Source organism: Micromonospora sp. NPDC049662 (genome assembly GCF_040675055.1).
GTDB lineage: Bacteria > Actinomycetota > Actinomycetes > Mycobacteriales > Micromonosporaceae > Micromonospora.
Genome location: NZ_JBFAOC010000035.1, coordinates 1 through 26,619, shown reverse-complemented (window position 1 = coordinate 26,619; position 26,619 = coordinate 1). Strand labels below are relative to the sequence as shown.

At 68.8% G+C, this 26,619-nt stretch carries 14 protein-coding genes and 2 pseudogenes; 9 read left to right on the top strand and 7 right to left on the bottom strand.

Features of this window, described 5'->3' with window-relative positions; genetic code table 11:
• Positions 1-10 precede the first annotated feature (10 nt).
• Entirely contained in the window at positions 11-4,456 is a 4,446-nt protein-coding gene (locus tag AB0J36_RS23435; RefSeq protein WP_363661114.1) for a LamG-like jellyroll fold domain-containing protein, read from the bottom strand.
• A 380-nt stretch (positions 4,457-4,836) separates the two neighbouring features.
• Between AB0J36_RS23435 and AB0J36_RS23430 the strand changes: the two genes are divergently transcribed.
• A complete protein-coding gene (locus AB0J36_RS23430) occupies positions 4,837-11,244 on the top strand; it encodes an RHS repeat-associated core domain-containing protein (protein ID WP_363661113.1) in 6,408 nt (2,135 codons plus the stop codon).
• Positions 11,245-11,355: 111 nt separating this feature from the next.
• Positions 11,356-11,595, top strand: coding sequence for a hypothetical protein (locus tag AB0J36_RS23425; RefSeq protein WP_357120042.1), 240 nt, complete (start codon positions 11,356-11,358; stop codon positions 11,593-11,595).
• A gap of 486 nt (positions 11,596-12,081) precedes the next feature.
• On the opposite strand, the gene glgB is transcribed toward AB0J36_RS23425, so the two are convergent.
• The 3 genes and pseudogenes from glgB to AB0J36_RS23410 form a co-directional block, all read right to left on the bottom strand.
• The gene (gene glgB, locus AB0J36_RS23420; protein WP_363661112.1) at positions 12,082-14,184 is read right to left on the bottom strand and encodes a 1,4-alpha-glucan branching protein GlgB; all 2,103 of its coding nucleotides are present in this window, start codon (positions 14,182-14,184) and stop codon (positions 12,082-12,084) included.
• Between the two features lie 485 nt (positions 14,185-14,669).
• Positions 14,670-16,724: pseudogene (locus AB0J36_RS23415) on the bottom strand (maltotransferase domain-containing protein); the annotation flags it as partial.
• 429 nt (positions 16,725-17,153) lie between these two features.
• Positions 17,154-17,381, bottom strand: a complete 228-nt coding sequence (locus AB0J36_RS23410; RefSeq protein ID WP_355618591.1) for a winged helix-turn-helix domain-containing protein — start codon at positions 17,379-17,381, stop codon at positions 17,154-17,156.
• Between the two features lie 455 nt (positions 17,382-17,836).
• On the opposite strand from AB0J36_RS23410, the gene AB0J36_RS23405 reads away from it, so the two are divergent.
• Positions 17,837-18,970 carry a helix-turn-helix domain-containing protein gene (locus AB0J36_RS23405; protein ID WP_357120034.1) on the top strand — a complete coding sequence of 378 codons (1,134 nt, stop codon included), beginning with the start codon at positions 17,837-17,839 and terminating at the stop codon, positions 18,968-18,970.
• A 6-nt stretch (positions 18,971-18,976) separates the two neighbouring features.
• Here the strand turns inward: AB0J36_RS23405 and AB0J36_RS23400 are convergent, their stop codons facing one another.
• Positions 18,977-19,531: a helix-turn-helix domain-containing protein gene (locus AB0J36_RS23400; protein WP_357120031.1), complete on the bottom strand. Its 555-nt coding sequence runs from the start codon at positions 19,529-19,531 to the stop codon at positions 18,977-18,979.
• A gap of 102 nt (positions 19,532-19,633) precedes the next feature.
• Here AB0J36_RS23400 and AB0J36_RS23395 point away from each other — a divergent pair, with 102 nt between their 5' ends.
• From AB0J36_RS23395 to AB0J36_RS23385, 3 genes are read left to right on the top strand one after another with little or no spacing between them, the layout of a single operon-like run.
• Positions 19,634-20,050, top strand: coding sequence for a nuclear transport factor 2 family protein (locus AB0J36_RS23395; protein ID WP_357120028.1), 417 nt, complete (start codon positions 19,634-19,636; stop codon positions 20,048-20,050).
• The gene (locus AB0J36_RS23390; protein WP_357171562.1) at positions 20,047-20,877 is read left to right on the top strand and encodes an ergot alkaloid biosynthesis protein; all 831 of its coding nucleotides are present in this window, start codon (positions 20,047-20,049) and stop codon (positions 20,875-20,877) included. Before AB0J36_RS23395 ends, AB0J36_RS23390 begins: the two co-directional genes overlap by 4 nt.
• A 45-nt stretch (positions 20,878-20,922) precedes the next feature.
• A complete protein-coding gene (locus AB0J36_RS23385; RefSeq protein WP_357171563.1) occupies positions 20,923-21,867 on the top strand; it encodes an inositol-3-phosphate synthase in 945 nt (314 codons plus the stop codon).
• On the opposite strand, the gene AB0J36_RS23380 is transcribed toward AB0J36_RS23385, so the two are convergent.
• Complete coding sequence (locus AB0J36_RS23380; protein ID WP_363661111.1) at positions 21,839-22,333, bottom strand: hypothetical protein; 495 nt, start codon at positions 22,331-22,333, stop codon at positions 21,839-21,841. The two genes, AB0J36_RS23385 and AB0J36_RS23380, sit on opposite strands and share 29 nt — an antisense overlap.
• 4 nt (positions 22,334-22,337) lie before the next feature.
• The gene (gene glgA / locus AB0J36_RS23375; protein ID WP_357120016.1) at positions 22,338-23,543 is read right to left on the bottom strand and encodes a glycogen synthase; all 1,206 of its coding nucleotides are present in this window, start codon (positions 23,541-23,543) and stop codon (positions 22,338-22,340) included.
• Between the two features lie 72 nt (positions 23,544-23,615).
• Here glgA and glgC point away from each other — a divergent pair, with 72 nt between their 5' ends.
• From glgC to AB0J36_RS23360, 3 genes and pseudogenes are all read left to right on the top strand, one after another.
• Positions 23,616-24,848, top strand: a complete 1,233-nt coding sequence (gene glgC, locus AB0J36_RS23370; protein WP_278138510.1) for a glucose-1-phosphate adenylyltransferase — start codon at positions 23,616-23,618, stop codon at positions 24,846-24,848.
• Positions 24,849-24,879: 31 nt separating this feature from the next.
• Positions 24,880-26,523: a phosphoglucomutase (alpha-D-glucose-1,6-bisphosphate-dependent) gene (pgm, locus tag AB0J36_RS23365; protein WP_363661110.1), complete on the top strand. Its 1,644-nt coding sequence runs from the start codon at positions 24,880-24,882 to the stop codon at positions 26,521-26,523.
• A gap of 11 nt (positions 26,524-26,534) precedes the next feature.
• Positions 26,535-26,619 (top strand): annotated as a pseudogene (locus AB0J36_RS23360) (TIGR01457 family HAD-type hydrolase); the annotation flags it as partial.

The window sequence follows — 26,619 nt, the reverse complement described above, 5'->3', positions numbered from 1 at the left end:
GTGTTCGGTTCTACATCAGCGTGGGCGAGGCCCAGGTGACGGTGCCGGGGGCGCCGTTGCCCGGGTAGAGGGCCAGGGTGCCGTTGCTCCTGCGACGGACCATGAGATCCATCTTCCCGTCGTTGGTGACGTCGCCGAGGCTACTCATATCGAAGTCCTTGCACTTGCCGCAGACCAGGACACGGGGACCCCAGGCCGGCGTTCCGCTGGCGGCCGTGTTGGGGTAGACCCACATGTCGCCGGTGCTGGCATTGCGCATGATCAAGTCAGTCTTGCCGTCGTTGTTGGCGTCCTCGACGCTCGCCTGATCGTACCCGCCGCACAATTCGCAGAGCATGATCCGGGTACTCCAGGTGACTTCGCCGCCTGGAGTACCGCTGCCCAGGTATGCGTACATGTTCCCGGTGCTGTTTTCTTTGACGAACAGGTCGGTCTTGCCGTCCCGGTTCACGTCGCCCAGGTCGGACAGGCCGAAGTTGAGGCATTTGCCACAGACCAGCTGGCGGCCACCCCAGACCGGGTCGCCGCTGGCGACCGTGTTCGTATAGACGTACATGTCACCGGTGCTGATCTGCCGCATGAAGAAGTCCAACTTGCCGTCATTGTTGGCGTCGGCCATGTTGAACGAGTCGTAACCGCCGCACTTGCCGCACACCACCACGCCGGCATCGAACGTGAGCGTGCCGTCCAGGTTCGTTCCGCGGCGCAGCAGCACGTCGCCGTTGCCCTGCCTGACCAGCATGTCGCCCCGGCCGTCGCCGGTGATGTCGCGGACGTTTGGTGCGATGAGCATCTGGGCGTAGTTGCCCGGCGCGGTGGCCTCGGCCGGGTTCAGAGCCCGGTCCCAGTGCTGCACGTTGCTGACCTGACCCGAGTAGTACGAACTCGGCGCGCCCTTGTAGCGGTAGTGACCGATCACGAAACGACCGGTGCTGGGCCAGGACACGGCTGCGGCGTGCTGTGCCGTGCCAGCGAGGTTGTTGTTGACGTACAGGGCCATCGTGCTCGTGGTCGCGTTGTAGGTGGCTACCAGGTGTGTCCAGACTCCGAGCTGGGCGTTGGGCGCGCTGATGGCCTGGTCGTACGCCCAGGCGTCGCTGTCGGATCGGGCCATCCCGAACCGCCAGGTGTTGTCGCTCTGCTCCTGCCAGAGGATGAACCGGGCCGAGCGCGATCCCTCCTCGGAAAGGATGATCTTTCCGGCGGTGGTGGGCTTCACCCAGGCGGCGACGCTGAACGACCTGGTGGTGTCGACCAGCACCGGACTGGCGGCGCTGACCAGGCTGCCGGTGCCGTTGGCGTCCACGCCCGTGCCGGTGGCATCGCTGTTGAGCCGCAGGTCCGGGCTGAAGAGGTCACCCTCGTGCCAGTACGCGTTGCCGGTGCCGGTGAGAGTGCTGCCACCGGTGATGTCGCCGGCGGTGGCCGCGGACGCTCCGGCCGTGCCGTCGTCGAGCGGCCAGGTGTGCTTGGCGGTGACCAGGCCCTGCGCCTGCTGGGTGGCGATGGTGGGCGTGGTGCCCAGGCCGCTCACCAGGTACGCCGTGGTCAGGCCGTTGCCGCCGACGCTCCACAGGTCGGGAGTGCCGTCGGAGTTGGCGTCGGCGGCCCGCAGGGCTAGCGACGCGCCCCGGTTCCAGTTGGTCGAGAGCGTGTACGGCGTGTAGGTGAGCTGGTTGGTGTCCTGGTTGTACGCCAGGTTCGTCCACAGGTGCAGGGCGCCGGTGCTGCTGTTCCAGAGGAACATGGCGGTGCCACCGCTGACCTGGGCGGTGGCGATCGTCCAGTTGTTCCAGTCCACGCCACCGGCCGGGGTGAGCGTCGTGGTGCTGCCCGCGTAGTAGTAGAGGCCGGCCGCGAAGGCCATCGGGTAGTAGTTGAGGAAGTACCCGTTCGTCGCGTCGCCGCTGGTGCCGATCAGGTCCGGGATGGTGCTTCCGGTCGCTCGGGAGTCGCCGGCGTTTGCCAACTGCAGCGGAGCGTTGCCGTTGCTGTCGACAAGCAGTTCGCCGGAGACGCTCACCTGGTTGTTGTACGGCTGGATGACCGAGCCGTCGCCGCTGCCCCGCAGGACGATGCCGTTGCCCGCGTTGACGCCCCCGGTGTAGTAGACGAGGACGTCCTGCAGACCGGAGCCGAAGAAGTGGCCGGAGATCGCCTGGCCGTTGTTGAAGTCGGACGGGTCCTCGTTGCCGGTGACTCCGTTGCCCCGGGCGCCGAGGTCGTTGACCGTGGTGCGTACCGCGCCGCTGTTCATGCCCGTGCCCAGCCAGAGGCCGGCGGGCAGCCCGTTGCGGGCGCCGATGGTCAGCAGGTCGGCGACACCGTCACCGGTGAGGTCCGCGTCAGCCGCCGTGTCGGCGGGATCCGCGTTGAAGGTGATGGTGGCGGTCTCGCCGAAGTTCCCACCGGTCGAGAGGCTGGTCACGGCGAGGGTGTTGGTGAACCGGGTCGGCGTCACGACCACCGAGGCGGTGCCGGCGGAGGCGGAGATGCTGACCGGGGGCAGGCCGTTGAGCTGGTAGCTGTAGCTGGCCGGCTGGGTACCGGTGCTCGGCGGCGTGACGGCGAAGCTGACCTCTTCGCCGATCTTCGACTGCCCCTGCGGCTGGCTGATGTCGGGAGCGCCGGTCCGGGTGGGGTCGTAGGTGAAGCTGCAGGTCGTCGACCAGTCGCTGGACGCCCCGAAGTCGGTCGCCTGGACCTTCCAGGAGAAGCTGGTGATGGCGCCGCCCGCGGCGGAGCGCAGCGTGGCGACCGGCACGATCAGCACGCCCGTGCTGCCGGACGAGTACGTGAGCAGGTTCGGGTTGGAGGATGCCAGGGCGGTCTGCGCGGAGTCGGAGGTCTTCCAGAGCTTGAAGCTCACGCCGAGGGTGCCGCCGTCGGGGTCGGAAACCGGGGCGTACAGGTAGACCGGGTTGTCGCCGACCATCGACCCACCGCCGCAGGCGGTGCGCGGTGAGGTGGTCATGCCGGTCGGCTTGTTGGGCTTGTGGTTGAAGCGGATTTCCAGCGTGGGGCTGGTCTCCAGGAATTCCTTCCAGCTCTCATCGTCGCTGGCCTCGTTGCCGCCGATCATCCACAGGGTCCGGGTGGCCTTCTTGTTGGCGACGTCGGTCTTGATCTGGTCGGTGATGTCGAAGGACACGCCCTGGGCGCTACAGCCGCTGTAGCCGTAGGCGAAGCTCCCGGACGCGGCGAGGGGGCCCTTGCTCTGGTCCTCCCAGTAGTCCCAGCTGGCGTTCGACTTCGACAACGTCGTCGCGGGGGCGTAGACGTTTACCGTCTTCTTGGTGCAGCTCCACGACCAGGTATTAGTGATCTTGAACGTAGCGTCGTTGATCGTCGCGCCCGTGAGGGTGCTGTACGGCACCGGGAAGTTGATGAGCGTGTTCGAGCGCTGCTCGCCGGAGTTGCCCACCTGCATCCGACCCTGCGGGTCGGGCGTGTTGTTCCAGTAGTTCGTCGACTGGTGCTGGTACGAGATGCTGGACCAGCCGGACATCCGCGGTCCGGTGACGCTCCAGTTGAAGCTGGGATCGATGTAGACCGGGTAGACGGTCGCGGCATCGGTGAGCAGCTTGCGGTCGGGCTTGAGAGCGAGCTTGCCGGGGGAGACGGAGACCCCGATGGCGGCGGTGCGAGCCGCCCGGCCCGGGGCCGCGGTCGTCGACGCGGCGCTACTGCGCCCGGTCGGGGCGGCGGTGGCACCCGCCGAGGAGTCCCACATGGTCGGGGCCGGCGCGGTGATGACCGCATCGCCGGTGCGGTCCCGACCGCTGATGTTGCCGACCGCGTCGGCGTCGAGGGTGAACCCCTTGGCGGTGGTGGCCAACTCGAGCGTGGCCAGCTTCGGGTTCTTCGCCGCTGTCGCGTCCTTGACCACGAAGACGTGGGAGAACCCGCCTTGGGCGTTGACCGTCACGGTCAGGTCCACACCGGGAAGGACGTTGGGGTACGTCGCCGTCGGCCCGGCGAGCGTGGGGGTCGGCAGCGCGACGGGGGCGGTCAGGGTGAGTGACCGGTCCCCACTGACCAGGTGTGCCATCGGCCCGCTGCCACCGCCCGACAGGCTGATGTCGTGTGTGGTGGTGGTCGCGGTGACGGCGCCGTCGGCCCGCCGGTACAGGGTGGGGTCCAGTTGCTTCCAGTCGGCGCCCACGCGCTTGCGGTTCGGCACCGCGCTCTGGCTGAGCAGGATCTGGCCGTTCGGAAGGGCGGTCAGCTTCTCCGTCGAGGTGCCGGCGGCGGTCGCCTCGACCTGCTTACCGGTCCGCTTGGCCTGCGCCAGGGCCGCGTCGACGCCGAGTGCCTTCTTCGGATCGACGGCGGGCTTCGGCGCTGCCGGTGCGGCGGCGGCTGGTATGGCGAGCGGCACCGTGGCCGTGGCGATGGCGACGGCGGCCACCGCGCCCGATGCGACGGCGCGTAGGCGCAGTCGTCTCCTGATCATGTCAAGTACTCCCCGTGAGTGACGTGAGCGCGTGGGTGCGCCCGATCGAGCGGCCACAGTGAAGCAGGCGTGGCCGGCTGCGGGAAACGCCCGAGGGTCCTCGACGCCGTCCCTTTGACGTTCAGTGGAGCGCATTTGAGGGCTTTGGCGGCTGATCATCGTTACCGTGTCGTGACCTTGTGGACGGTCGGACATGAAACATTGTTCGCGCCACGGGGGTGCGCGACCCATCACCCTGCGTGGTTTCCATTTCATCGGGCAGAGGTGAGGTCTGCATGACCGTCTACGGGGGATTACGCCTGCTCACACGTCCTAGACGTCTGGCCGCGACTGTCGTGGCCATGTCTGTGGCGGCGGGCTTGTTGTCGGGTGCGCCGGCGGTGGCGAAGCCGAAGGGGCCGGAGGTGGCGAAGGCCCCGGCGACGTCGCCGGGGCAGTCGGTCAAGGGTGTGAAGCCGTTGCCGACGAGGTTCGTCACGCCGCCTGATGACGCGAAGTCGACGTACCGGCCGACGCGTACGGCGTGGCCGAAGGCCGTTTCCGCGAAGGTCGACCTGCCGGCCGCACCGCTTGTTGGGGCGCGGGGCGCGGCTGCGGCGAAGGCACGTGTGGCGGATGCGCCGGTGTGGGTTCAGCCAGCGGGGGAGAAGACGGGCCCGCGCACCCTGGCGGTGAAGGTCGCTGACCGCAAGGCCGCCGAGGCTGCCGGGGTAGACGGTGTGCTGCTGTCGGTGACTCCGGACGTAGCCTCGGGGGCGGTTCGGGTCGGCGTGGACTACGCGGGGTTCGCCGAGGCGTTCGGCGGTAACTACGGGTCGCGGTTGCGCCTGGTGCGTCTGCCGTCGTGTGTGCTGACGACGCCGGCGGCGAGCGAGTGCCGGGTGCCGTCGCCGTTGGTGTCGACGAATGACGCCGGGGCGAGGTCGGTGTCGGCGGAGGTGCCGATGACGACGGACGCGGGTTCCCGGGCGGCGGGCGGCCTGACCGTGTTGGCGGCCGTCGCGGCTGCCGGCGAGGAGGGCGGTAAGGGTGGCACGTATGCGGCCACGGATCTGAAGCCGTCGGGTTCGTGGAGCGGTGGTGGAAGTACGGGGTCGTTCACGTACTCGTATCCGATCAGTGTGCCGCCGGTGGCCTCGGATCTGGTGCCGCCGGTGGCGTTGTCGTACGACTCGGGCAGTGTGGACGGGCAGACGGCGTCGACGAACGCGCAGGCCTCGTGGGTGGGTGACGGTTGGTCCACGCCGCGTTCGTTCGTGGAGCAGACGTTCGCGTCGTGCATGGACGACCCGGGTGGCAGCGCGTCTCCGGTGAAGACGCCGGACCGTTGCTACGACGGTCCGATGCTGACGCTGTCGTTGAATGGCTCGTCGACGGCGCTGGTGTGGGACGCGGCGAAGGAGGTGTGGAAGCCGGAGTCGGACAACGGCGAGGTGATCACCCACGTCGAGAACGCCAACAACGGTTCGGGGACGTACAACACCGACTACTGGCGGGTGACGCTGCGCGACGGCACGAGCTACGAGTTCGGCCGTAACCGGCTGCCAGGGTGGGCCTCGGATAAGGCGGAGACGAAGTCGGTGGACCACACGCCGGTGTACTCGCCGCACTCCGGCGACCCGTGTTACAAAGCGGCGGGGTTCACCTCGTCGGTGTGCACGATGGCGTACCGATGGAACCTGGACTACGTCACCGACACCCACGGCAACGCGATGGCCTACTACTACGACCAGGCCACCAACTTCTACGGCCGTAACAAGGGCGCCTCGGACGAGTCCTACATCCGGGACAGCAACCTGGCGCGCATCGACTACGGCTTCACCGACGGCGGCGCGTACGGCACGGTGGCGAACCGGGTGGTCTTCAACACCGGTGACCGCTGCCTGTCGGGGACGTGTCAGCCGTTGAACTCGACGAACAAGGCGAACTGGCCGGACGTGCCGTTCGACCTGATCTGCGCCTCGGGAACCGACTGTGACGACTGGAGCCCGTCGTTCTTCTCCACGGTGCGCCTGACCTCGATCGAGGCCCAGCAGTACAACACGGCCACCAAGCAGTACGAGAAGGTCGACTCGTACGCCCTGTCGCACAGCATGCCGGCCACCGGTGACGGCACCTCGCCGACGTTGTGGCTCACCGATATCGCGCGTACCGGTCACGACACCAGCGCGGGTGGGTCCACCGAGGCGATCACGTTGCCGTCGGTGTCGTTCACCGGCATCAAGCTGCCCAACCGGGTCGACATCACCGGCGGCCTGCCGTCGTTCTACCGCCAGCGCATCGCCACGATCACCACCGAGACCGGTTCGGTGATCTCGCCGTCCTACGAGTTGCCGGTGCCGTGCACCGCCCCGGTCAGCACCGACCCGGCGGTCAACACGAAGTCCTGCTACCCGGTCTACTGGACCCCGGACGGCTACGTGAACCCGTTCAAGGACTGGTTCAACAAGTACGCCGTCACCCGCGTCACCTCGACGGACCCGACCGGTGGCGCCGCGGCCCTGTCGACCAGCTACAAGTACCTCGGCGGCGCGGCCTGGCACTACGACGAGAACGAGGTCGTCAAGTCCAAGTACCGCAGCTACGGCCAGTTCCGCGGCTACGCCAAGGTGCAGACGTTCACCGGCGACGGTGTCAACGACCGTCGGACCCAGTCCGAGACCGCCTACTACCGCGGCATGTCGAAGAACAACAACAGCATCGTGCTGAACCTGACCGACTCCGTCGGCGGCAACCACGAGGACGTCGACGAACTCGCCGGCAAGGAGTTGGAGACCACCAAGTACCTCGGCGAGAACGGCCGCGTCGACTCCTCCACGATCACCTCGTACTGGGTGTCCGGCGCCACCGCCACCCGCAGCAGGACCGGACTGTCGGCGTTGACGGCGCAGTGGGTCGCGCCGGTCAAGACGTACACCCGCCAGGCCGTCACCAGCAGCGGATCGGTGACCTGGCGTACCACCGCCAGCGACAACAGCTACGACGCGAACACCACCAGCGCCACGTTCGGCGAGCTGAAGAACACCTACACCTACACCGTGCCGGTCGACACGGCGTACAACCAGTGCACCACCTACACCTACGCTCCGGCGAACACCAGCAATAACCTCGCCGGCCTGGTCAGCCAGACCGAAACCGTGGCCGTGGCCTGCGGCGGGTTCACCCAGGGCAGCCCCGCCTCCGAACCCGGCAGCCTCAACACCCTGACCGCCCCCGGCAGCGTCAACCGGCCCGCCCAGGTCGTCAAGGCCGAACGCACCTTCTACGACGACCAGACCTTCTCCACCACGTTCCCGCAGACGAACGCCCCGTCCAAGGGCGACGTCACCCTCACCCAGACCGCCAAGGATTACACCTCCGGCGCGTACGTCTGGCAGACCACCGAGCGGTCGACCTACGACAACTACGGCCGGGTCACCGACTCGTACGACGCCAAGGGCAACAAGACCAGCAGCGGCTACACCATGAACGCCGTCAAACTGGTCACCGCCACCTCCAGCACCAACGCCGCAGGGCACGCCGGTTCCGTCACCCTCGACACGAAGCGCGGCATTCCGCTGGTCAGCACCGACCCCAACGGCGTCGTCACCACCCAGCGGTACGACGCGCTCGGCCGCGGGACGTCGGTGTGGCTGAACTCCCGTGCCACGAGCGTCGGAGCAGACTACAAGTTCGGCTACACCGTCTCGAAGACGGGGGTGTCCGCCACCACGACGGAGAAACTGACCGAATCCGGCGGCTACCAGAAGTCGGTCACCATCTACGACGCGCTGCTGCGCAGCCGTCAGACCCAGTCGGTCACCCCTGCGGGTGGTCGGATGATCACGGACACGTTCTACGACACTCGCGGGTGGACCCGCGCGTCGTACAACGGTTGGTGGGACGACGGTTCGTCGCCGGCGGTCAGCACGCCGGTGTCGGCGGCTGACTTGGGTAAGCAGGTGCCGAACCAGACGTTCACCACCTACGACGGCCTGGGCCGCGCGGTGATCGTGGCGGCGGCCAAGAACGGTGTGACCGTGTCGACGACGACTACGGTGCACGGCGGTGACCGCACCACGGTCGTTCCGCCTGCCGGCGGTGTGGTGTCCGCCACGCTCACCGACGCGCTGGGTCGGAAGAAGGAGTTGCAGGAGTACAGCGTCCGTCCCACGGTGACGACGCCGTCGGACACGTTCACCGGCACGTTCGCCGTCTCCGGCGGGACGGCGACGGTCAGCAAGTACGGCTACGACGGGCACGGCAACCAGTCGACGCTCACCGACGCCAGCAACAACGTGTGGACCTCGACGTACAACCTGCTCGGTCAGGTCGTGGCGAAGTCCGACCCGGATGCCGGTAGCAGCAGCATGACCTACGACGCCAACGGCAACCTGCAGGAGTCCACCGACGGGCGCGGCAAGACCCTGTCGTTCACCTACGACTCCCTGAACCGCAAGACCGGGGAGTACGCGTCGACGACGGCGAACCAGGCGTCGGCGAACCAGCGGGCGGCGTGGGTGTACGACAACAGCAACGGCGTCTCGGGGGTCACCAATGCGCTCGGGAAGCTGACCACCACCATCGCCTACCGCGCTGGGCAGGCGTACACCACGCAGCAGAAGGCGTTCAACGTCTTCGGTAGCTCGCTGGGCACGACGGTCACCATCCCCGCCACCGAGGGCGCCCTCGGCGGCTCGTACGCGTTCGGGCACACCTATACCTCGACGCTGGGTTTGCTCCTGACCGACACCTACCCCGCCAAGGGTGGGCTGCCCGCGGAAGTCGTGATACACGGCTACTCGCCGGATATGGATCTGCCCTGGACGCTCGGTGGACTGCACGGCTATGCCAACGGGGTCAGCTACGACGCCTACGGCCGGGTCAACCAGCAGACCCTCGGCATGAACACGAACCTGGCGTATGTCACCAACACCTACGACCCGCACACCAGCCGGCTGACCAACCAGCTCGTCACCCGCTCGACGGCTACCCCGTCGAATGTCGACGAGCAGGAGTACAAGTACGACCTGGTCGGCAACATCACCCGCAAGACCAGCAAGAGGTTGGGTGCCACCACTCCGGCGGAGACCCAGTGCTACGGCTACGACGGCCTGGCCCGACTCGCCGAAGGCTGGACCGGCACCGACGCCTGCGCCGCCACGCCCACGGACGCCAACAAGTCCATGGTCGGCAACACCATCGGCGGAGGTAGCGCCTACTGGACCAGCTGGCAGATCGACCTGATCGGCAACCGCACCCAGCAGACCGAGCACAACCTCACCGGCGGCACCGACACCAAGACCGTCTACGCCTACAACGGCAACGGTCAGAACAAGCCCCACACCCTGACCTCCACCACCACAACCGGCGGGGCAACCGGCACCACGTCGTACACCTACGACAACGCCGGCAACACCACCGGCCGCAACGCCGCCCAGGGCAACCAGACCCTCACCTGGGACGACGCCGGCAAACTCGCCACCGTGACCGGAGGCGCCAGCGGCGACAACAGCTTCATCTACGACGCCGACGGCAACCTGCTGCTGCAAAAGGAGCCCGGCAAGAACACCCTCTACCTGCCGGGGCAACAACACACCCTCAACACCAGTTCCACGGTGGTGACCGGTAGCCGGTACTACGCCCTCCCCGGCGGCGGCAGCTGCATCCGCACCGGGAGCGGCACGGCGTACACCTTCGCCATCGCCGACCACCAGGGCACCCCGTCGCTCTACCTCGACAACACCGCACAAAATCCGACCTGGCGGCAGTACACGCCGTACGGTGGCGCTCGGGGTGCTGCCGTCGCCGCACCCGACAACCATGGCTTCCTCGACAAGCCGATGAGCCCGACCGGACTCACCACCGTCGGCGCCCGCTCCTACGACCCCATCCTCGGTCGATTCATCTCCATCGATCCTGTGCAGGACGCAGCCCAGCCGCAACAGTGGAACGGCTACTCCTACGCCAACAACACACCCGTCACCTCGAGCGACCCCACCGGGCTGATCCCCACCGACTGCCTCACCCAGGCCAGTTGTCCCGATTACCGCCTCGGTGACGAAAAAGGCAACCGTAAAAACAAGGCCAAGAACTCCGATTGTTGGCCCCGTTGCTTGGGATCTCGGGATCTGACGAAGCCGCGACACTTGACACGGCCGAAACCCAATAAGCTTCGCTGTATGAACTGCAATACTGGGCCAGGTACTCCCGGAGCAGTCGAGTTTATGGAGCCCTGGCCGGGTTTGGCCCACTCAAGTGGGCAATGCCTCTCTCCGACGGCGCCCCCCTCCTGTTTCCGCACCGGAGGCTGGCTCCGAAACGATTGCGGAGTGCTGGTGAGTGACTACAACTCGGCATACGCACCGTGTCAAGTGGCCGCTCCGCGAAGGAAGCCTGTAAAGGAGGAGCCTAAGCCTTGGGGGACGTTGAATATATGCGGTGGACTGGGAGCTCAAATGGGTGCGTCCATAGCGGGGGAGCTGTGCATTGAGGTGGACCGGCATGGGCCGGGATTCGGTGGTGGATTCAAAGTTGGTACCGGCCCTAGTGCCGGCGCTGATGCAACGGTAGGCTTCAACTACTCTAACCAAGATATCGACGACAAAGGCGGGTGTAATCCTTACGGGCAGGTGACCGGAGGCGAAGGAGTTGTGGGCGGCATCAGTGGTGAGGGTGATGGCAATGGTAACTATCAAGGCGGCTTCTCTATTGGAGGGGGAGCTTCTTTCACTCCTGCTCCACCCTTCGCTTGGTCCGGTTCGAGTGGAATCAGTTGCGCAGAAGCTTTCCACCCTTTCAGTCAGTAGTGCCTGCTATCGGAAGTTAGAATATTGGAAGAGTTGAAAGCTATTGTTCGAACATTGAGGTGGCGATTGGCGGTGTGGAGCTTGCGAACTTTACTTGCGATATTGCCATCAATGGTCATTCTGGTTTTAATGGCGGGGATTGATGGTCTCAAGCAGCTAGCTGAGCCGTTGGTGTTGATCCTGTTCTTCATAGCCGCGATCGTATTAGTCATCGGATGGGTGGCGGCGATATTGCTTGCGCGTGACACCACAAGATTAGCTGTAGGGCAGTCAGGGCTTATCGATCCAGGTCGAAGCATGATTATATTGCAGCACCTTTTAAGAGACACCTGCAGCTTCCGTAACCGATAGGACAGGTGCATTCCTCAACCATCGGTCTTGGGCGGCGCGGAGGCTTTCGGGCCTGTGGTCGTAGCCCCTGTAGCTAGCTCCTGGTGAGCTACTGATCGTCCCCGGCTGGGGGCTCCCCGAGTGGGGAGTCCCCCAGCCACCCGGTCAAAGCCTGAAGCCGAAAAGAAGGAGTGCTCCGCTTGGTCTCGGGCGCGAGGCCGGCAAGGCGCCCAATAGGACGTACCGTAGTGTCAGGAGTGGGATAAACTCGGCAATTGTGCTGCGGGCACCAAACGAGATGCTAACCGGCGCTGCCGTCCTGGCAGATGGTGTCTGTGTCGCGGCTTCGCAGGCGCCTGCCCTGGTCACTCGCGAGAGATGGAAAAGGGTTCAGGCCGGGCGAAGGACGCTCGGTCGCTCTATGGCGACGCTCGGCATCCCAGAAGGGCATGACACATCGGGGATGTCGAGCGTCCGTCTTGCCTATGAGCCAGCCGCTTCAGCAAGCTATTTCTTAAGCAACCAGATGACGCCCAGTGGGGGGACCTGGAGGGCCGCCGAGGCGACCAGGCCGTGCCAGGGCACGTCCTGGGCGTGCACCTCGCCCAGGTTGCCCACCCCGGAACCGCCGTAGTGGTGGGCGTCGGTGTTGAGCACCTCGGTCCAGGTGCCGCCGGCCGGTAGGCCGATCCGGTAGTCGTGCAGCGGTAGCGCGGAGAAGTTCGCCACGCACACCAGCGTCGAGCCGTCCGGGGCGATCCGGACGAAGGAGACGGTGTTGTTGGCGACGTCGTCGCCGGCGATCCAGCGGAACCCGGCCGGTTCAGTGTCCTGCGCCCAGAGCGCCGGGGTGTCCCGATAGACGCGGTTGAGGTCGCCGACGAGCCGCTGCACGCCGGCGCGGGCCGGGTCGTGCAGCAGGTACCAGTCGAGGCCGCGCTCCTCGCTCCACTCCCGGTCGTCGGCCAGCTCGGAGCCCATGAAGAGCAGTTGCTTGCCGGGGTGCGCCCACATGTACGCCAGGAGCGCCCGGACGTTGGCGAGGCGCTGCCAGGTGTCGCCGGGCATCTTGCCGGCCAGCGATCCCTTGCCGTGCACGACCTCGTCGTGGCTGATCGGCAGGACGTAGTTCTCGCTCCAGGCGTACGCCAGGGAGAACGTGAGCTGGTGGTGGTGGTGCTGGCGGTAGATCGGGTCCTTCGACGTGTAGAGCAGGGTGTCGTGCATCCAGCCCATGTTCCACTTGAAGCCGAAGCCCAGCCCGCCGCCGGCGGTGGACTGGGTGACTCCCGGCCACGCGGTGGACTCCTCGGCGATCATCACGACGCCGGCGTGGTGCTTGTAGACCGTCGCGTTCACCTCCTGCATGAGCGCGATGGCCTCCAGGTTCTCCCGACCACCGTACTGGTTGGGCGTCCACTGGCCCGCCTCGCGGGAGTAGTCCAGGTAGAGCATCGAGGCGACCGCGTCGACGCGCAGCCCGTCGACGTGGAACTCCTCGCACCAGTAGAGCGCGTTGGCGACCAGGAAGTTGCGCACCTCGCGGCGGCCGAAGTCGAAGACGTACGTGCCCCAGTCCGGGTGCTCGCCGCGACGGGGGTCGGGGTGCTCGTACAGCGGGGTGCCGTCGAACCGGGCGAGGGCCCACTCGTCCTTCGGGAAGTGCGCGGGCACCCAGTCGAGGATGACGCCGACGCCGGCGGCGTGCAGGGCGTCGACGAGGTGGCGGAACTCGTCCGGGTCGCCGAAGCGGGACGTCGGCGCGTAGTAGCCGGTCACCTGGTAGCCCCAGGAGCCGCCGAACGGGTGCTCCATCACGGGCAGGAACTCCACGTGCGTGAAGCCCAGCTCGGTGACGTACGCGGTGAGCTGGTCGGCCAGCTCGCGGTAACCCAGGCCGGGCCGCCACGAGCCGAGGTGCACCTCGTACACGCTCATCGGCTCCTGGTGCGGCCGCCGTTCGGCCCGGCGGGCGAGCCAGTCGGCGTCGTTCCACCGGTACGTCGAGTGGTGCACCACCGACGCGGTGGCCGGCGGCACCTCCGCGTACGCCGCCAGGGGGTCGGCCTTGTCCCGCCACTTCCCGTCGGCGCCGAGCACCCGGTACTTGTAGCGGGCGCCGACCCGCGCGTTGGGGACGAACAGCTCCCACACCCCGCTGGAGCCGAGCGAGCGCATCGGCCAGCCGTCGTCCGCGCCCCAGCCGGTGAAGTCACCGATCACGCGGACGCCCTGGGCGTTGGGCGCCCAGACGCTGAACGCCACGCCCTCGTCGAAGACCCGCGCGCCGAGCGCTTCCCACAGCCGCTCGTGGCGGCCCTCGCCGATGAGGTGCAGGTCCAGCTCGCCGAGGGTGGGCGGGTAGCGGTACGGGTCGTCGTGCGTGGTGCCGTCGACCTCCACCCGGTAGTCGAGCACGTTGCCCTCGACCTGCGCCTCGAAGATGCCCAGGTCGTGCACCCGCTTCATCGGGTGCCGGTCGTCGCCGACGAGCAGCGCCACGTCACCCGCGCCCCGGCGCATCGTGCGGATCGTGGTCGACCCCTCGGCGGGGTGCGCGCCGAGCAGCGCGTGCGGGTCGTGCGTCACACCGGTGATCAGCTGGTCCATCGGTCGTCCTTCGAGGCGGGAGCGGTCGGCGCGGGGCGGGACGGGCGGGTGGCAGCCGGGTGGGGCGCGGACGGGCGGCCGTCCGAGGACTGGGCGGCAGCCGCACGGGCCGCGGCGCGGGACGCCAGGGTGGCCGGCGTCGCCGCACTGCGGGCCGGGGTCGCAGACGAGGCGGCCGGGGCAGATGGCGCTTCGGCCGGGGGAGATGGCGCGGCAGCCGGGGGAGATGGCTCGGCGGCTGAGGCAGAGGGCGCGGCGGCCGGGGGAGATGGCTCGACGACCGGGGCAGATGGTTTGACGGCCGGGGCAGAGGGCGCGGTAGCCGGGGGTGGCGTCGTGGTGGCTGGGGCCAGCGGCGCGGTGGCCGGGGGCGCGGTGGGCGGAGGCGCGGTCGCCGGCGGCGCGGTGGGCGGGGACGACGGCTGGGTAGCCGAGGGCTCTGCGACGCTCGCCGGAGGCGGTGGCTCGGTGGCCGGAGGCGGTGGCTCGGTGGCCGGGGTCGTCGGCGCGGTGCCGCCGGACAGCTCGTCCGGCACGTCGGCGACGGTGAGATCCGCCGGTTCGACGCCGGCCGGCTCGGGCACGGCGGGCGGCGTCGGGCGGCGGATGGTCAGCACGTGCGCCGGTTGCAGGTACGGGTCGAGCCGTACCGCGTTGCGTTGCCCCCAGTCGTAGCTGGTGCCGGTCAGCTCGTCGTACACGGTGAAGCGCTCGTGCCAGTCGAACCCGAGCGCGGGCATGTCGAGCGTGGTGTTGCCCCACTGCACCTCGCGGGAGTCGAACGAGCAGACCACGATGACCGTGTTGCCGGTCTCCGGGTCGTGCTTCGACCAGCACAGCAGCGCCGGGTTGTCGATCTCGTGGAATTGCAGGTTGCGGAGCTGGTGCAGCGCCGGGTTGTCGCGGCGTACCCGGTTGAGGGTGGTCAGGAACGGCGCGAGCGAGCGGCCCTGCGCCTCGGCGGCGGCCCAGTCGCGGGGACGCAGCTCGTACTTCTCGTTGTCCAGGTACTCCTCCGCGCCGGGGCGGGCCACGTGTTCGAACAGCTCGTAGCCCGCGTACAGGCCCCAGGAGGGGGAGAGCAGCGCGGCCAGCACCGCCCGGATCTTGAACATCGGCGGGCCGCCGTGCTGCAACGATTCGTGCAGGATGTCCGGCGTGTTCGGCCAGAAGTTGGGCCGCATGTGGTCGGCCGACTCGACCAGTTCCTCGCAGTACTCCCGCATCTGCGCGGCCGTCGTGCGCCAGGTGAAGTAGGTGTACGACTGCGTGAAGCCGATCTTGCCGAGCCCGTGCATGATGGCCGGCCGGGTGAACGCCTCGGCCAGGAACAGCACGTCCTTGTCGACCTTCTTGACCTCGGCGATCAGCCAGTGCCAGAAGTCGAACGGCTTGGTGTGCGGGTTGTCCACCCGGAAGATCCGGATACCCTCGCCCACCCAGTGCAGCACGACCCGCAGCACCTCGGCCCGGATGCCCTCCGGGTCGTTGTCGAAGTTGACCGGGTAGATGTCCTGGTACTTCTTCGGTGGGTTCTCCGCGTACGCGATGCTGCCGTCGGCCCGGGTGGTGAACCACTCCGGGTGCTCGGTGACCCAGGGGTGGTCCGGCGCGCACTGCAACGCCAGGTCCATCGCCACTTCCAGGCCCTGCGCCGCAGCGGCCTCGATGAAGGCCCGGAAGTCCGCCGGCGTACCCAGGTCGGGGTGGATCGTGTCGTGGCCGCCCTCGGCGGCGCCGATGGCCCAGGGCGAGCCGACGTCGGTCGGTCCGGCGGTGAGCGCGTTGTTGCGGCCCTTGCGGTTGACCCGGCCGATCGGGTGGATCGGCGGCAGGTAGAGCACGTCGAAGCCCATCGCGGCCACGCCCGGCAGCCGCCCGGTCGCGGTGGCGAAGGTGCCGGAGCGCCCACCCGCTGCTCCTTCGGAGCGCGGGAAGAACTCGTACCAGGCCGAGAAGAGGGCCCGCTTGCGGTCAACCCAGAGGGTGTACGCGTCACCGACCGTCACCAACTCGCGCACCGGGTGCTCCCAGAGCAGGTCGGCGAGGGCCAACGCCGGCCCGACGCGCTGCGGTAACGGCAGATCGGTGGCGGCGAGGGCGGTGAGCGCGTCGGCGACGCTCGCGCGGTCGGCGGCCGGCACCAGGTCCGTGGCGGCGGCCAGCACCCGGGCACCCTCGGCCAGGTCGTTGGCGAGATCCTCCGGGCCCTGCCCGGCGGCGATCTTCTTGGTCACCGCGTTCTGCCACGTCAGGTACGGGTCTCCGAACGCCTCGACCGTGAAGGTCCACGCGCCGACGGCGTCCGGGCGGATCGTGGCGTGCCAACGGTCCTGGCCGGGCTCGCCGGGGCGCATCCGGGTGAACGGCCGTTTCTCGCCGTCCGGGCCGGCCCACACCACGTTGCAGCCCAGCGCGTCGTGCCCCTCCCGGTAGGCGCGCGCCGACACCGGAACCGGCTCGTCGACGACCGCCTTGGCCGGGTACCGCCCGCACGAGACGACGGGGGAGACGTCTTCGATCGGGAACCGTCCTGTCACCCCGCCAACCTACTGTGCGAGATCGGCTCGCGCGCGGCCAAGCACCCGCCCGGTGGGCACCCGACCCAAGATCCGCTCACTTTCGGGGAAACTGCTGCATCGCAGCGCGTTGAGACAGCAGTTTCCCCGAAGTTGCGCGGATCTCCGCGGCTCGGTGGGTAGAGGCGTCCATCTGACCGGCCGCTCCCGCCTTGATCCACTCGCGTTACAGGAAACCGCGGTGTCAGTGCGCGTTCGATGCCGCGATTTCCCGGAAGGCGAGTGGATCAAGACCGTGTGGCACACACGAACGGGCCAGGTGGGGGGTTCTGGAGCGCGGCCCGTGGTGGCATTCGGGCGGCGATGATCGTTGGCGCCTCGGCAGCAATGCGCTCGGCGTGTCGTACCGCTCAGCCGCCAACGATCGAGGGAGCGACGTTGTGCTCGGGCTCAGGCGGGCGGGTTCGGTGCGACGAACGAGCCCTTGCCCTGGCGAGTGACGATCCAGCCTCGCTCCTCGAGAATCCGAAGGGCGTAACGCACAGGCCACGCGCTCGACTGGTACTGCTCACGCATCTCGGCGATGGACGGCAGTTTGTCGCCCGGTTTGAGGGTGCCGCTGCGGATTGAAGCAGCGACGTCATCGATGATCTGCTCGTACAGCGGTGCTTGCGGCATGGTGGCGCCACCTCTCGTCAGCGCACCGATCTTCGCACTCTGGGTAACTCGCCGTGCATGCTCTGTTGACTGTGACGGCAGTGCCTTCTAAGTTGGGATGGGTAGGGGTTCTCTCGTCAGCAACGGAGTGCCTCCAGCCGGGGCGGGAGTGCCCGCAGGTCGCTTCCGCCCCGGGTCGATCGTCCGGTCAGCCGCCGTTCCCCAATGTTCGCCATCTCGATCGCGCTGGTCAGGAGGCACGATGTATGAACGTTCGCCGGATGGGCCGTTGCCACCGGCCAATCCCGTTGCCGGTGCGCGTCCTCGGCTGCCGGACGGGGATCAGGTGCCCTGTCCGCCGCTCCCGGCGCGGGCGTCGCTCACCCGGCGGCAGTACCTCTACGGACTCGTGATCGCTGTGGTCGTACTCCTGTTGTTTGTTCTTGGGGTCGTGCGGTGAGCGCGACGGGCCGGCGGTGAACGAGCTGCCGGTGGGTCGCCGGGTCGCCCAGTGGCGGGTGCGGCGCAACATGACGCAGCAGCAGTTCGCGGACCGGCTCGGCAAGTCGAAGAGTTGGGTGGACAAGGTCGAGCGTGGGGTACGCCGGTTGGAGCGGGTATCGAACCTCCGGGAGGTCGCCGAGACGTTGCGCATCGACGTGGAGGTCCTGTTGGCGGCACGGCCAGTGCGGCCGACTCCGGTCGTGGCCGGGGTGGACGGGGTACGGGCGGCGCTGGCCCGGTACCACCTACCGGGCGCGGACCGACTGCCGCTGGCGGAGGAGTTGCGGGCCCGGCTGGAGCATGCCGAGCAGAGCTATCGCCACGCTCGGTACCCAGCGTTGCTGGCACTGTTGCCCGGCCTGCTCGACGCGGCCCGGGAAGCACACGCGGCTCGCCCCGGCGCGACGGACGCGCTGCTGGTGTCGGTGTACGCGCTCATCGCCCTGGCGCTGGTCAAGGTCGACCAGGGGGACCTGGCCTGGTTGGCCGCCGACCGGGGAATGGCAGTCGCCTTGGCGACCCACGACCCGCAGTTGGTCGGCCTCGCCACCGTGTCACTGAGTCAGGCCCTGCGATCTCGTGGTCGACGACGATCCGCCCTGGACGCCGCGCTCGTCGCCGCCGAACACATCGATGTGTCTCGGGCCGGTGACGACTCTCCGGCTGGCGCGCTTCGAGGCGTGCTACTGATCCAGGCTGCGCTCGCCGCCGCGGGTGGCAAGGACCAGGCCCGCGCACTCCGCGCGCTCGACCAGGCCACGGGGATCGCCGGCTGGGCGGTGGTCGAGGCCGCCCGAGTGGTGGCCGAGGCGTCCCTTGGCGACGTCACCACGGCCTCGGCTCGGCACGAGCGGCTGGTAACCGGCGAGGAGTGGCGGTGGCTGCCGCCCGAGCACCGTGCCGCGTACCTCCTCGATGTGGCCCGCGCCTACGCGCTGACCGGCGACATGCTTCGGGCTGGCCGGGCGCTGCTCGACGCGGAACGCACCGCACCCGGCGAGGTGCACGACCGCCCGGCGGTACGAAAGCTGGTCACGGTCATGTGGCGGTCCGCCGACGCGCCAGCCGGCATCGTTCAGCTCGCCACCACTCTCGGTGTCGCCTGACCGCCGTCACATCGTCTTCCCGTCGTCGCCGAGTACGGAGCCGACAAGTGCGTCCAGTCCCGCGTGCCACCGAGCTTCGGGCCAGTCGCGCAGGTGCTCGACCAGGTCGCTGCGGACGGCGGCGAGCAGCGCGTGGGCCAGGTAGTCCGCCGACTGCGGGCCGCGTGCCTCGGTGACGAGGCCGGCGAGCAGGGCGTGCCAGTGGTCGTACGCCTCGTTGCGGTACGGGCTGCCGCCTCCGGCGCTCTCCAGCGCCAGCGTGAGCACCCGGTTGTCGAGCTTGAAGCGCAGCATGGCCCGCAGCAGGTCGACGGCCTGCTCCGCGGCCGGCCGGGTGGGTGACACCGCGAGCGCGTCCCGCAACCGCAGTCCCCGTTGCTCGTAGAGCGCGCGGATGAGCCCGATGCGGTCGCCGAAGCGCCGGAACAGGGTGCCCTTGCCGACGCCGGCCGCGGTGGCGATGTCGTCCATCGACACCTGGTCGGGGTCGGTTGCGGCGTCGAAGAGACGCCCGGCGGCGGCCAGCACCGACTCCCTGTTGCGCAGCGCATCGGCCCGCATCGGACACCCCTCTCGCCAAACGGACTGCCGGTCCGTATAGTCGAAGCGGACCGGCGGTCCGAATCTTATCGTGGCCGTGCCGGACGACGAAAGGACGAGATCATGTCGGACCACCCCACCGCGGTGTTCCATCGCGCCATGGAGCTGCTGCTCGCCAAGGACATGGCCGGGTTCATCGCGCTGTTCGCCGAGGACGCGGTGCTGGAGCTGCCGTTCGCGCCGCCCGGCCAGCCGCGCCGCGTAGCCGGCCGCGCCGAGCTGCACGACTACCTGATCAACTACCCGGCCCTGCTCGACGTCCGCGAGATCCACGATCGAACCGTGCACGAGACCACGGATCCAGAGGTCGTCGTCGTCGAGTTCGCCGCCTCCGGTGTCGTCGTCGCCACGGGTCGGCCGTACGAGGTGCGCTACATCGCCGTGCTGACCATTCGCGACGGGCGGCTCGTGCGCTATCGCGACTACTGGGATCCGATCGCCGCCCAGGAACTGCTCGGCGGCGGCCTGGTGCGCTCATGATCCTGGTCATCGGTGGCACCGGAACCACCGGCCGCATCGTCGCCGCCACGCTCGCCGAGCGTGGTCACCCCACCCGGATCGCCAGCCGACACCCCTCGACCGGAGGGTTCCGCTTCGACTGGTACGACCCGACCACCCACCCGGACGCGCTGGACGGCGTACGCGCGATCTACGCCATCCCCCCGGTCGGCGAGGTCGATCCGGTGCCGGTCATGCTGCCCTTCCTCGAACGGGCGCGCAGCGCCGGTGTCCGCCGGGTGGTTCTGCTCAGCTCCTCGGCCATTCCGCCGGCCGGACACGGGCTGGGTCTGGTGCACGTGCGGCTGGGTGAGCTGTTCGCGCAATGGGCGGTACTGCGGCCGTCCTGGTTCATGGAGAACTTCGTCGGTGAGCAGCCGCACGCCGTCAGCGCTCGCGAGCAGGGCGAGATCGTCAGCGCCACCGGCACCGCCCGGGTCGGCTTCGTCGATCCCGCCGACATCGCCGAGGTGGCGGTGCGGGCTCTCACCGACCCGACGCCGCACAACACCGACCACCTCATCACCGGACCGGAGGCGCTGAGCTACGGCGAGATCGCCGCCGTCCTCACCGAGGTCGGTGGCCGGCCGGTCGAGCACCGTGCGATCGACACGGCGGAACTGGCCGCCCGCCACACCGCGAACGGCATACCGCCGGACTTCGCCCGCTTCCTCGCGAGCCTGGACACGGCGATAGCGGCAGGGGCGGAGGACCGGACGACGTCGACCGTCGCGGACGTGACAGGTCGCCCGCCCCGATCCTTCCGGGACTTCTGCCGGGACCGGCTGCGCGGCGACCGTCCCGGCTGACGCTCGGTAGACGTCTACTCATCACAAATGGCGTAGCCTCCGCTCATGATCGAACGGGTCAGGGTTGCGGTTGTCGGTGTCGGCAACAACACGTCGGCGCTGGTGCAGGGGCTGGCTCTCTACCGCCAGAGCGGCAGCCTGGTCGGGATCCGCCGGCCGGTGATCGACGGGCTCGGGGTGGGGGACATCGACGTCGTGGCGGCCTTCGCCACCTCCCCGGAGAAGATCGGTCGGGACCTGACCGAGGCGATCTTCCTGCCGCCCAACAACTTCCCCCGACTGAACTGCGACCTACCCCGAGCAGGTGTGCCCGTCACGAAGGGCCTCGTCGACGCGACCGGGGTGGGGCGGGTGGCGGCGGCGCTTGCCGAGGCGGAGGTGCTGCTCTACTCGGCGCCGAGCGGCCGGCCGGAAACCGCTCAGGCGTACGCCGAGGCAGCTCAGACGGCCGGTGTCGCCTTCATCAACACCACCTCGGACCCGGTCGCACGCGATCCAGGTTGGATCGACAGGTTCGAGGCGGCCGGGCTGCCGCTGCTCGGCGACGACCTGGCCAGTCAGTTCGGCACCTCGGTACTGCACGACGCGCTGCTGCGGCTGCTCCAGGAGCGGGGCCTCACCCTGGACAGCTCCTACCAGGTCAATTTGGGCGGCACCGAGGACTTCCGCAACCTGGTCGAGAACCCCAACACCAAGAAGCAGTCCAAGCTCAATGCCCTGTCGGGCGCGAACGGCGTCGAGGTCGCCCCGCTCGGCTACCTCCCGCATCTCGCGTCGCAGAAGGTGGCCCACCTCAACCTCGAGGCGCGGGGTTGGGGTGAGACGGCGGTGAGCCTCGACGTGAAGCTGAAGGTGCACGATCCGAGTGGCGCTGCGGGAGTCAACATCGACCTGATCCGCATCGCGGCCAGCGCGCTTAGAGGCGGACGTGGTGGTTACCGCGCCGAGGCGACGTCGTTGCTCAAGTCCCCTCCCGGGACGGCGGTTTGAGCCCGGCGGTGAGCAGGCGTTCGATCCGGGCGTACTCGGCGGCCATCTCCGGGGTGGCGAGGACGTCGTCGAGGTCGGCCGAGGCCTGGAAGTCGACCTCCTCCACCGAGCGGATGGCCAGCTCGTAGATCTCCCCGCGCGCGTTCTCCTCCAGGTAGGTGGTCCAGTGCTCCAGCGCGGTGAAGGCCGTCAGGAGACCCTGATCGAGGTCACTCTCGGCGAGAATGCCCTCGTCGATCCGTACCAGCAGCGCGCGCAGCTCCGTCGCGTCGGCCGTCGGCACGTTCTTGCGGGCGCTGGTGAGCGCCGCCCACCCGTCCTCGGTCATCTCGTCGTCGACGGCGGTGTCGAGCAGATCGTCCCGGGTCAGCCGGGTGACCGTGTCGAGGCCGAACGCGCGCAGGTCGTCGTCGCCCGCCGCGACGACCAACCGGAGGATCGCGGCTTCGAGTTCGTCGTACCGCATGTCGTCAGCGCCCGCCGACGGAGCGGTACACGTCCAGGGTCTGCCGCGCGACGGCATCCCAGGAGAAGTGCTCGACCGCCCGCCGTCGACCGGCCAGGCCGAACCGCTCGGTACGCGCCGGGTCGGCGAGCAGCGCGTTGATCGCCGCCGCCAGGTCGGCCACGAACGTCTCCGGCTTCAGCGGCGTCCCCGACCCGTCGGTGGCCTGCTCGATCGGCACCAGCAGCCCGGTGTCGCCGTCGGCCACCACCTCGGGGATGCCGCCGGTGGCGGTCGCCACCACGGCCGTCTCGCAGGCCATCGCCTCCAGGTTCACGATGCCCATCGGCTCGTACACCGACGGGCAGACGAAGACCGTCGCGTGCGTGAGCACCTGGATCACCTCGGGCTTGGGCAGCATCTCGGCCACCCAGACGACGCCGGAGCGGTTGGCCCGCAGCTCGGCCACCAGCTCCTCGACCTCGGCGGCGATCTCCGCCGTGTCCGGCGCGCCGGCCAGCAGCACGAGCTGGGTGTCCGCCGGCAGCTCCCGGGCGGCCCGCAGCAGGTAGGGCAGGCCCTTCTGCCGGGTGATCCGGCCCACGTAGACGACGCTGGGCAGCGCCGGGTCGATGCCGAGCCGGTCGAGCACGTCGGTGCCGGAGTCCGGGGCGTACTGCACGGTGTCGATGCCGTTGTAGACGACCTGGACCTTCGCCGGGTCGATCTGCGGGTACGCGGTCAGCACGTCGCCGCGCATCCCACCACTGACCGCGATGATCGCGTCGGCCGACTCGTACGCCGTGCGCTCGATCCACGAGGAGAGCGCGTAGCCGCCGCCGAGCTGCTCGGCCTTCCACGGCCGCAGCGGCTCCAGGCTGTGCGCGGTCACCACGTGCGGCACCCCGTGCAGCAGCTTCGCGGTGTGCCCGGCCAGGTTCGCGTACCACGTGTGGCTGTGCACCACGTCGGTGCCGGCGGCGCCGGCGGCCATCTCCAGGTCCACGCCCATGGTCCGCAACGCGGCGTTCGCGCCGGTCAGGCCGGGCGGATCGGCGTACGCCGTGACGCCCGGCTCGGTGCGCGGCAGGCCGAAGCAGTGCACCCGGACGTCGGCGAGGCGACGCAGCTCCCGGGCCAGGTACTCGACGTGCACGCCCGCGCCGCCGTAGACCTCCGGCGGGTACTCGCGGGTGAGCAGGTCGACGCGCAGCGGGGTGGGTTCCGTCATGACCCCGCACCCTAGTGCAGAAGACTCCCCGTACGAGTGGTGAAGTGGCACGCGGGTGGATAGCGTCGGGGCATGGCTGCCAAGGTTCTCGCGATCGTCCTGGCGGGTGGTGAGGGCAAGCGCCTGATGCCACTCACCACGGATCGGGCCAAGCCGGCCGTCCCGTTCGGCGGGATGTACCGCATGGTCGATTTCGTCCTCTCCAACCTGGCAAACGCCGGCTATCTCAAGATCGTCGTGCTGACCCAGTACAAGTCCCACTCCCTCGACCGACACATCACCAAGACCTGGCGGATGTCCACGCTGCTCGGCAACTACGTCACCCCGGTGCCGGCGCAGCAGCGTCGCGGCCCGTGGTGGTTCGCCGGCTCGGCCGACGCCATCTACCAGAGCTTCAACCTCATCAACGACGAGCAGCCCGACTACGTGATCGTCTTCGGCGCCGACCACATCTACCGGATGGACCCCCGGCAGATGGTGGAGGACCACATCGCCTCCGGCGCCGCGGTGACCGTCGCCGGCATCCGCCAGCCGCTGTCGATGGCCGACCAGTTCGGTGTCATCGAGGTCGGCGAGGACGGCCGGAAGATCCGCGCGTTCCGCGAGAAGCCCACCGACGCGGTCGGCCTGCCGGACGCGCCGGACGAGATCTACGCCTCGATGGGCAACTACGTTTTCACCACCCGGGCCCTGTGCGAGGCCGTGGAGCGCGACGCCGCCGACAAGAGCAGCAAGCACGACATGGGCGGCAGCATCATCCCGATGCTCGTCGAGCGGGGCGAGGCCAACGTCTACGACTTCCGTGACAACGAGGTGCCGGGCAGCACCGACCGGGACCGGGGCTACTGGCGGGACGTGGGGACGCTCGACTCGTTCTACGACGCGCACATGGATCTGATCAACGTGCACCCCGTGTTCAACCTCTACAACTTCGACTGGCCGATCTACACCGAGCAGCCGCCGTGGCCGCCGGCGAAGTTCGTCCACCAGTGGGGTGAGCGGGTCGGCCGGGCGGTCGGCTCGATGGTCTCGCCCGGCGTGGTGATCTCCGGCTCGCTGGTGGAGAACTCGATCGTGTCGCCGAAGGTCCGGGTTCACTCGTGGGCGCACGTGGAGGGCTCGGTGCTGATGGAGGGCGTCGAGATCGGCCGACACGCGGTGGTCCGACGGGCGATCCTGGACAAGAACGTGTTCGTCCCCGAGGGCGTCGAGATCGGCGTCGACCTGGAGAAGGACCGCCAGCGCTACACCGTCTCCGACAACGGCATCGTGGTCATCGGCAAGGGCCAGAAGGTCGAGCCGTGACCGACCCGCACACACCGAGGAGGATCCCGCAGTGACCCACCCCCGTGCCGGCCAGCCCGCCGAGCCCGCCGACCTGGTCGACGTGCCGCGCCTGGTGACCGCCTACTACGCCGAGCATCCGGACCCTGCGGACCCGGCGCAGCAGGTCTCCTTCGGCACCTCCGGTCACCGCGGCTCCAGCCTGCGCAACGCGTTCAACTCCGACCACATCGTCGCGGTCACCCAGGCGCTCTGCGACTACCGGCGGGAGCAGGGCCTCGACGGCCCGCTGTTCCTCGCCCGGGACACCCACGCGCTCTCCGCGCCGGCCGCCGTGGACGCCCTCGAGGTCCTCGCCGCCAACGGCGTCACCGTGCTGGTGGACAGCCGCGACGGCTACACCCCCACGCCGGCGCTGTCGCACGCGATCCTCACTCACAACCGGGGTCGTACCAGCGGCCTCGCCGACGGCATCGTCATCACCCCGTCGCACAACCCGCCGGACGACGGCGGCTTCAAGTACAACCCGACCAACGGCGGGCCCGCCGACACCGACGTCACCCGGTGGATCCAGGACCGCGCCAACAGCATCCTCGCCGCCGGGCTCAAGGAGGTCCGCCGGATCACCTACGCGCGGGCCCGGGCCGCCGACACCACCGGGGAGTACGACTTCCTCGCGCACTACGTCGACGACCTGCCGGCCGCGATCGACATCGACGCCATCCGTGACGCCGGCATCCGTATCGGCGCCGATCCGCTGGGCGGGGCGAGCGTGGCGTACTGGGGTGAGATCGCCGAGCGGCACCGGCTGGACCTGACGGTGGTCAACCCGACGGTCGACCCGACCTGGCGGTTCATGACCCTCGACGGGGACGGCAAGATCCGGATGGACTGCTCGTCGCCGAACGCGATGGCGTCGCTGATCGCCGCCCGCGCCGACTACCAGATCTCCACGGGCAACGACGCGGACGCCGACCGACACGGCATCGTCACCCCCGACGGCGGCCTGATGAACCCCAACCACTTCCTGGCGGTCGCGATCGGGCACCTGTTCCGCACCCGCGCCCACTGGGGGCCGGCCGCCGCCGTCGGCAAGACCCTGGTCTCGTCCTCGATGATCGACCGGGTGGCCGCCGATCTGGGTCGGCCGCTGTTGGAGGTACCGGTCGGGTTCAAGTGGTTCGTGCCCGGCCTGCTCGACGGGGCGGTCGGCTTCGGTGGCGAGGAGAGCGCCGGGGCGTCGTTCCTGCGCCGTGACGGCTCCACCTGGACCACCGACAAGGACGGCATCCTGCTCTGCCTGCTGGCCTCCGAGATCCTGGCCACCACCGGGCGCAGCCCGAGCGAGCACTGGGCGGAGTTGGCCGAGCGGTTCGGCGCCCCCGCGTACGCCCGGATCGACGCCCCAGCCACCCGCGAGCAGAAGGCCGTGCTCGCCGAGCTCAACCCGGATCAGGTCACCGCCACGGAGTTGGCCGGCGAGCCGATCACCGCGACCCTCACCACTGCCCCCGGCAACAACGCCCCGATCGGTGGCCTGAAGGTCAGCACGAAGTCCGGCTGGTTCGCCGCTCGTCCCTCGGGCACGGAAGACGTCTACAAGATCTACGCCGAGTCCTTCCAGGGCCCCGACCACCTCAAGAAGATCCAAAAAGAAGCCAAAACCCTGGTAGACCAGGCCCTGACCCAGGCCTGACCCCTCCGGCCACCGCGCTGCACGCCGTCGGGTACGTGCTCACCGACTTCGCCCCGGACTACGTGGTGCTCGGTGAGACCCGCACCTACAGCTTCG

Coding starts and splice junctions, on each gene's coding strand:
- AB0J36_RS23410 (WP_355618591.1), bottom strand. CDS start 17,381: ATGCCGCAAGCACCGCTGTACGAGCAGATCATCGATGACGTCGCTGCT.
- AB0J36_RS23400 (WP_357120031.1), bottom strand. CDS start 19,531: ATGCGGGCCGATGCGCTGCGCAACAGGGAGTCGGTGCTGGCCGCCGCC.
- glgC (WP_278138510.1), top strand. CDS start 23,616: ATGGCTGCCAAGGTTCTCGCGATCGTCCTGGCGGGTGGTGAGGGCAAG.
- AB0J36_RS23380 (WP_363661111.1), bottom strand. CDS start 22,333: ATGCGGTACGACGAACTCGAAGCCGCGATCCTCCGGTTGGTCGTCGCG.
- AB0J36_RS23395 (WP_357120028.1), top strand. CDS start 19,634: ATGTCGGACCACCCCACCGCGGTGTTCCATCGCGCCATGGAGCTGCTG.
- glgA (WP_357120016.1), bottom strand. CDS start 23,543: ATGACGGAACCCACCCCGCTGCGCGTCGACCTGCTCACCCGCGAGTAC.
- glgB (WP_363661112.1), bottom strand. CDS start 14,184: ATGGACCAGCTGATCACCGGTGTGACGCACGACCCGCACGCGCTGCTC.
- AB0J36_RS23385 (WP_357171563.1), top strand. CDS start 20,923: ATGATCGAACGGGTCAGGGTTGCGGTTGTCGGTGTCGGCAACAACACG.
- AB0J36_RS23425 (WP_357120042.1), top strand. CDS start 11,356: ATGGTCATTCTGGTTTTAATGGCGGGGATTGATGGTCTCAAGCAGCTA.
- AB0J36_RS23390 (WP_357171562.1), top strand. CDS start 20,047: ATGATCCTGGTCATCGGTGGCACCGGAACCACCGGCCGCATCGTCGCC.
- AB0J36_RS23435 (WP_363661114.1), bottom strand. CDS start 4,456: ATGATCAGGAGACGACTGCGCCTACGCGCCGTCGCATCGGGCGCGGTG.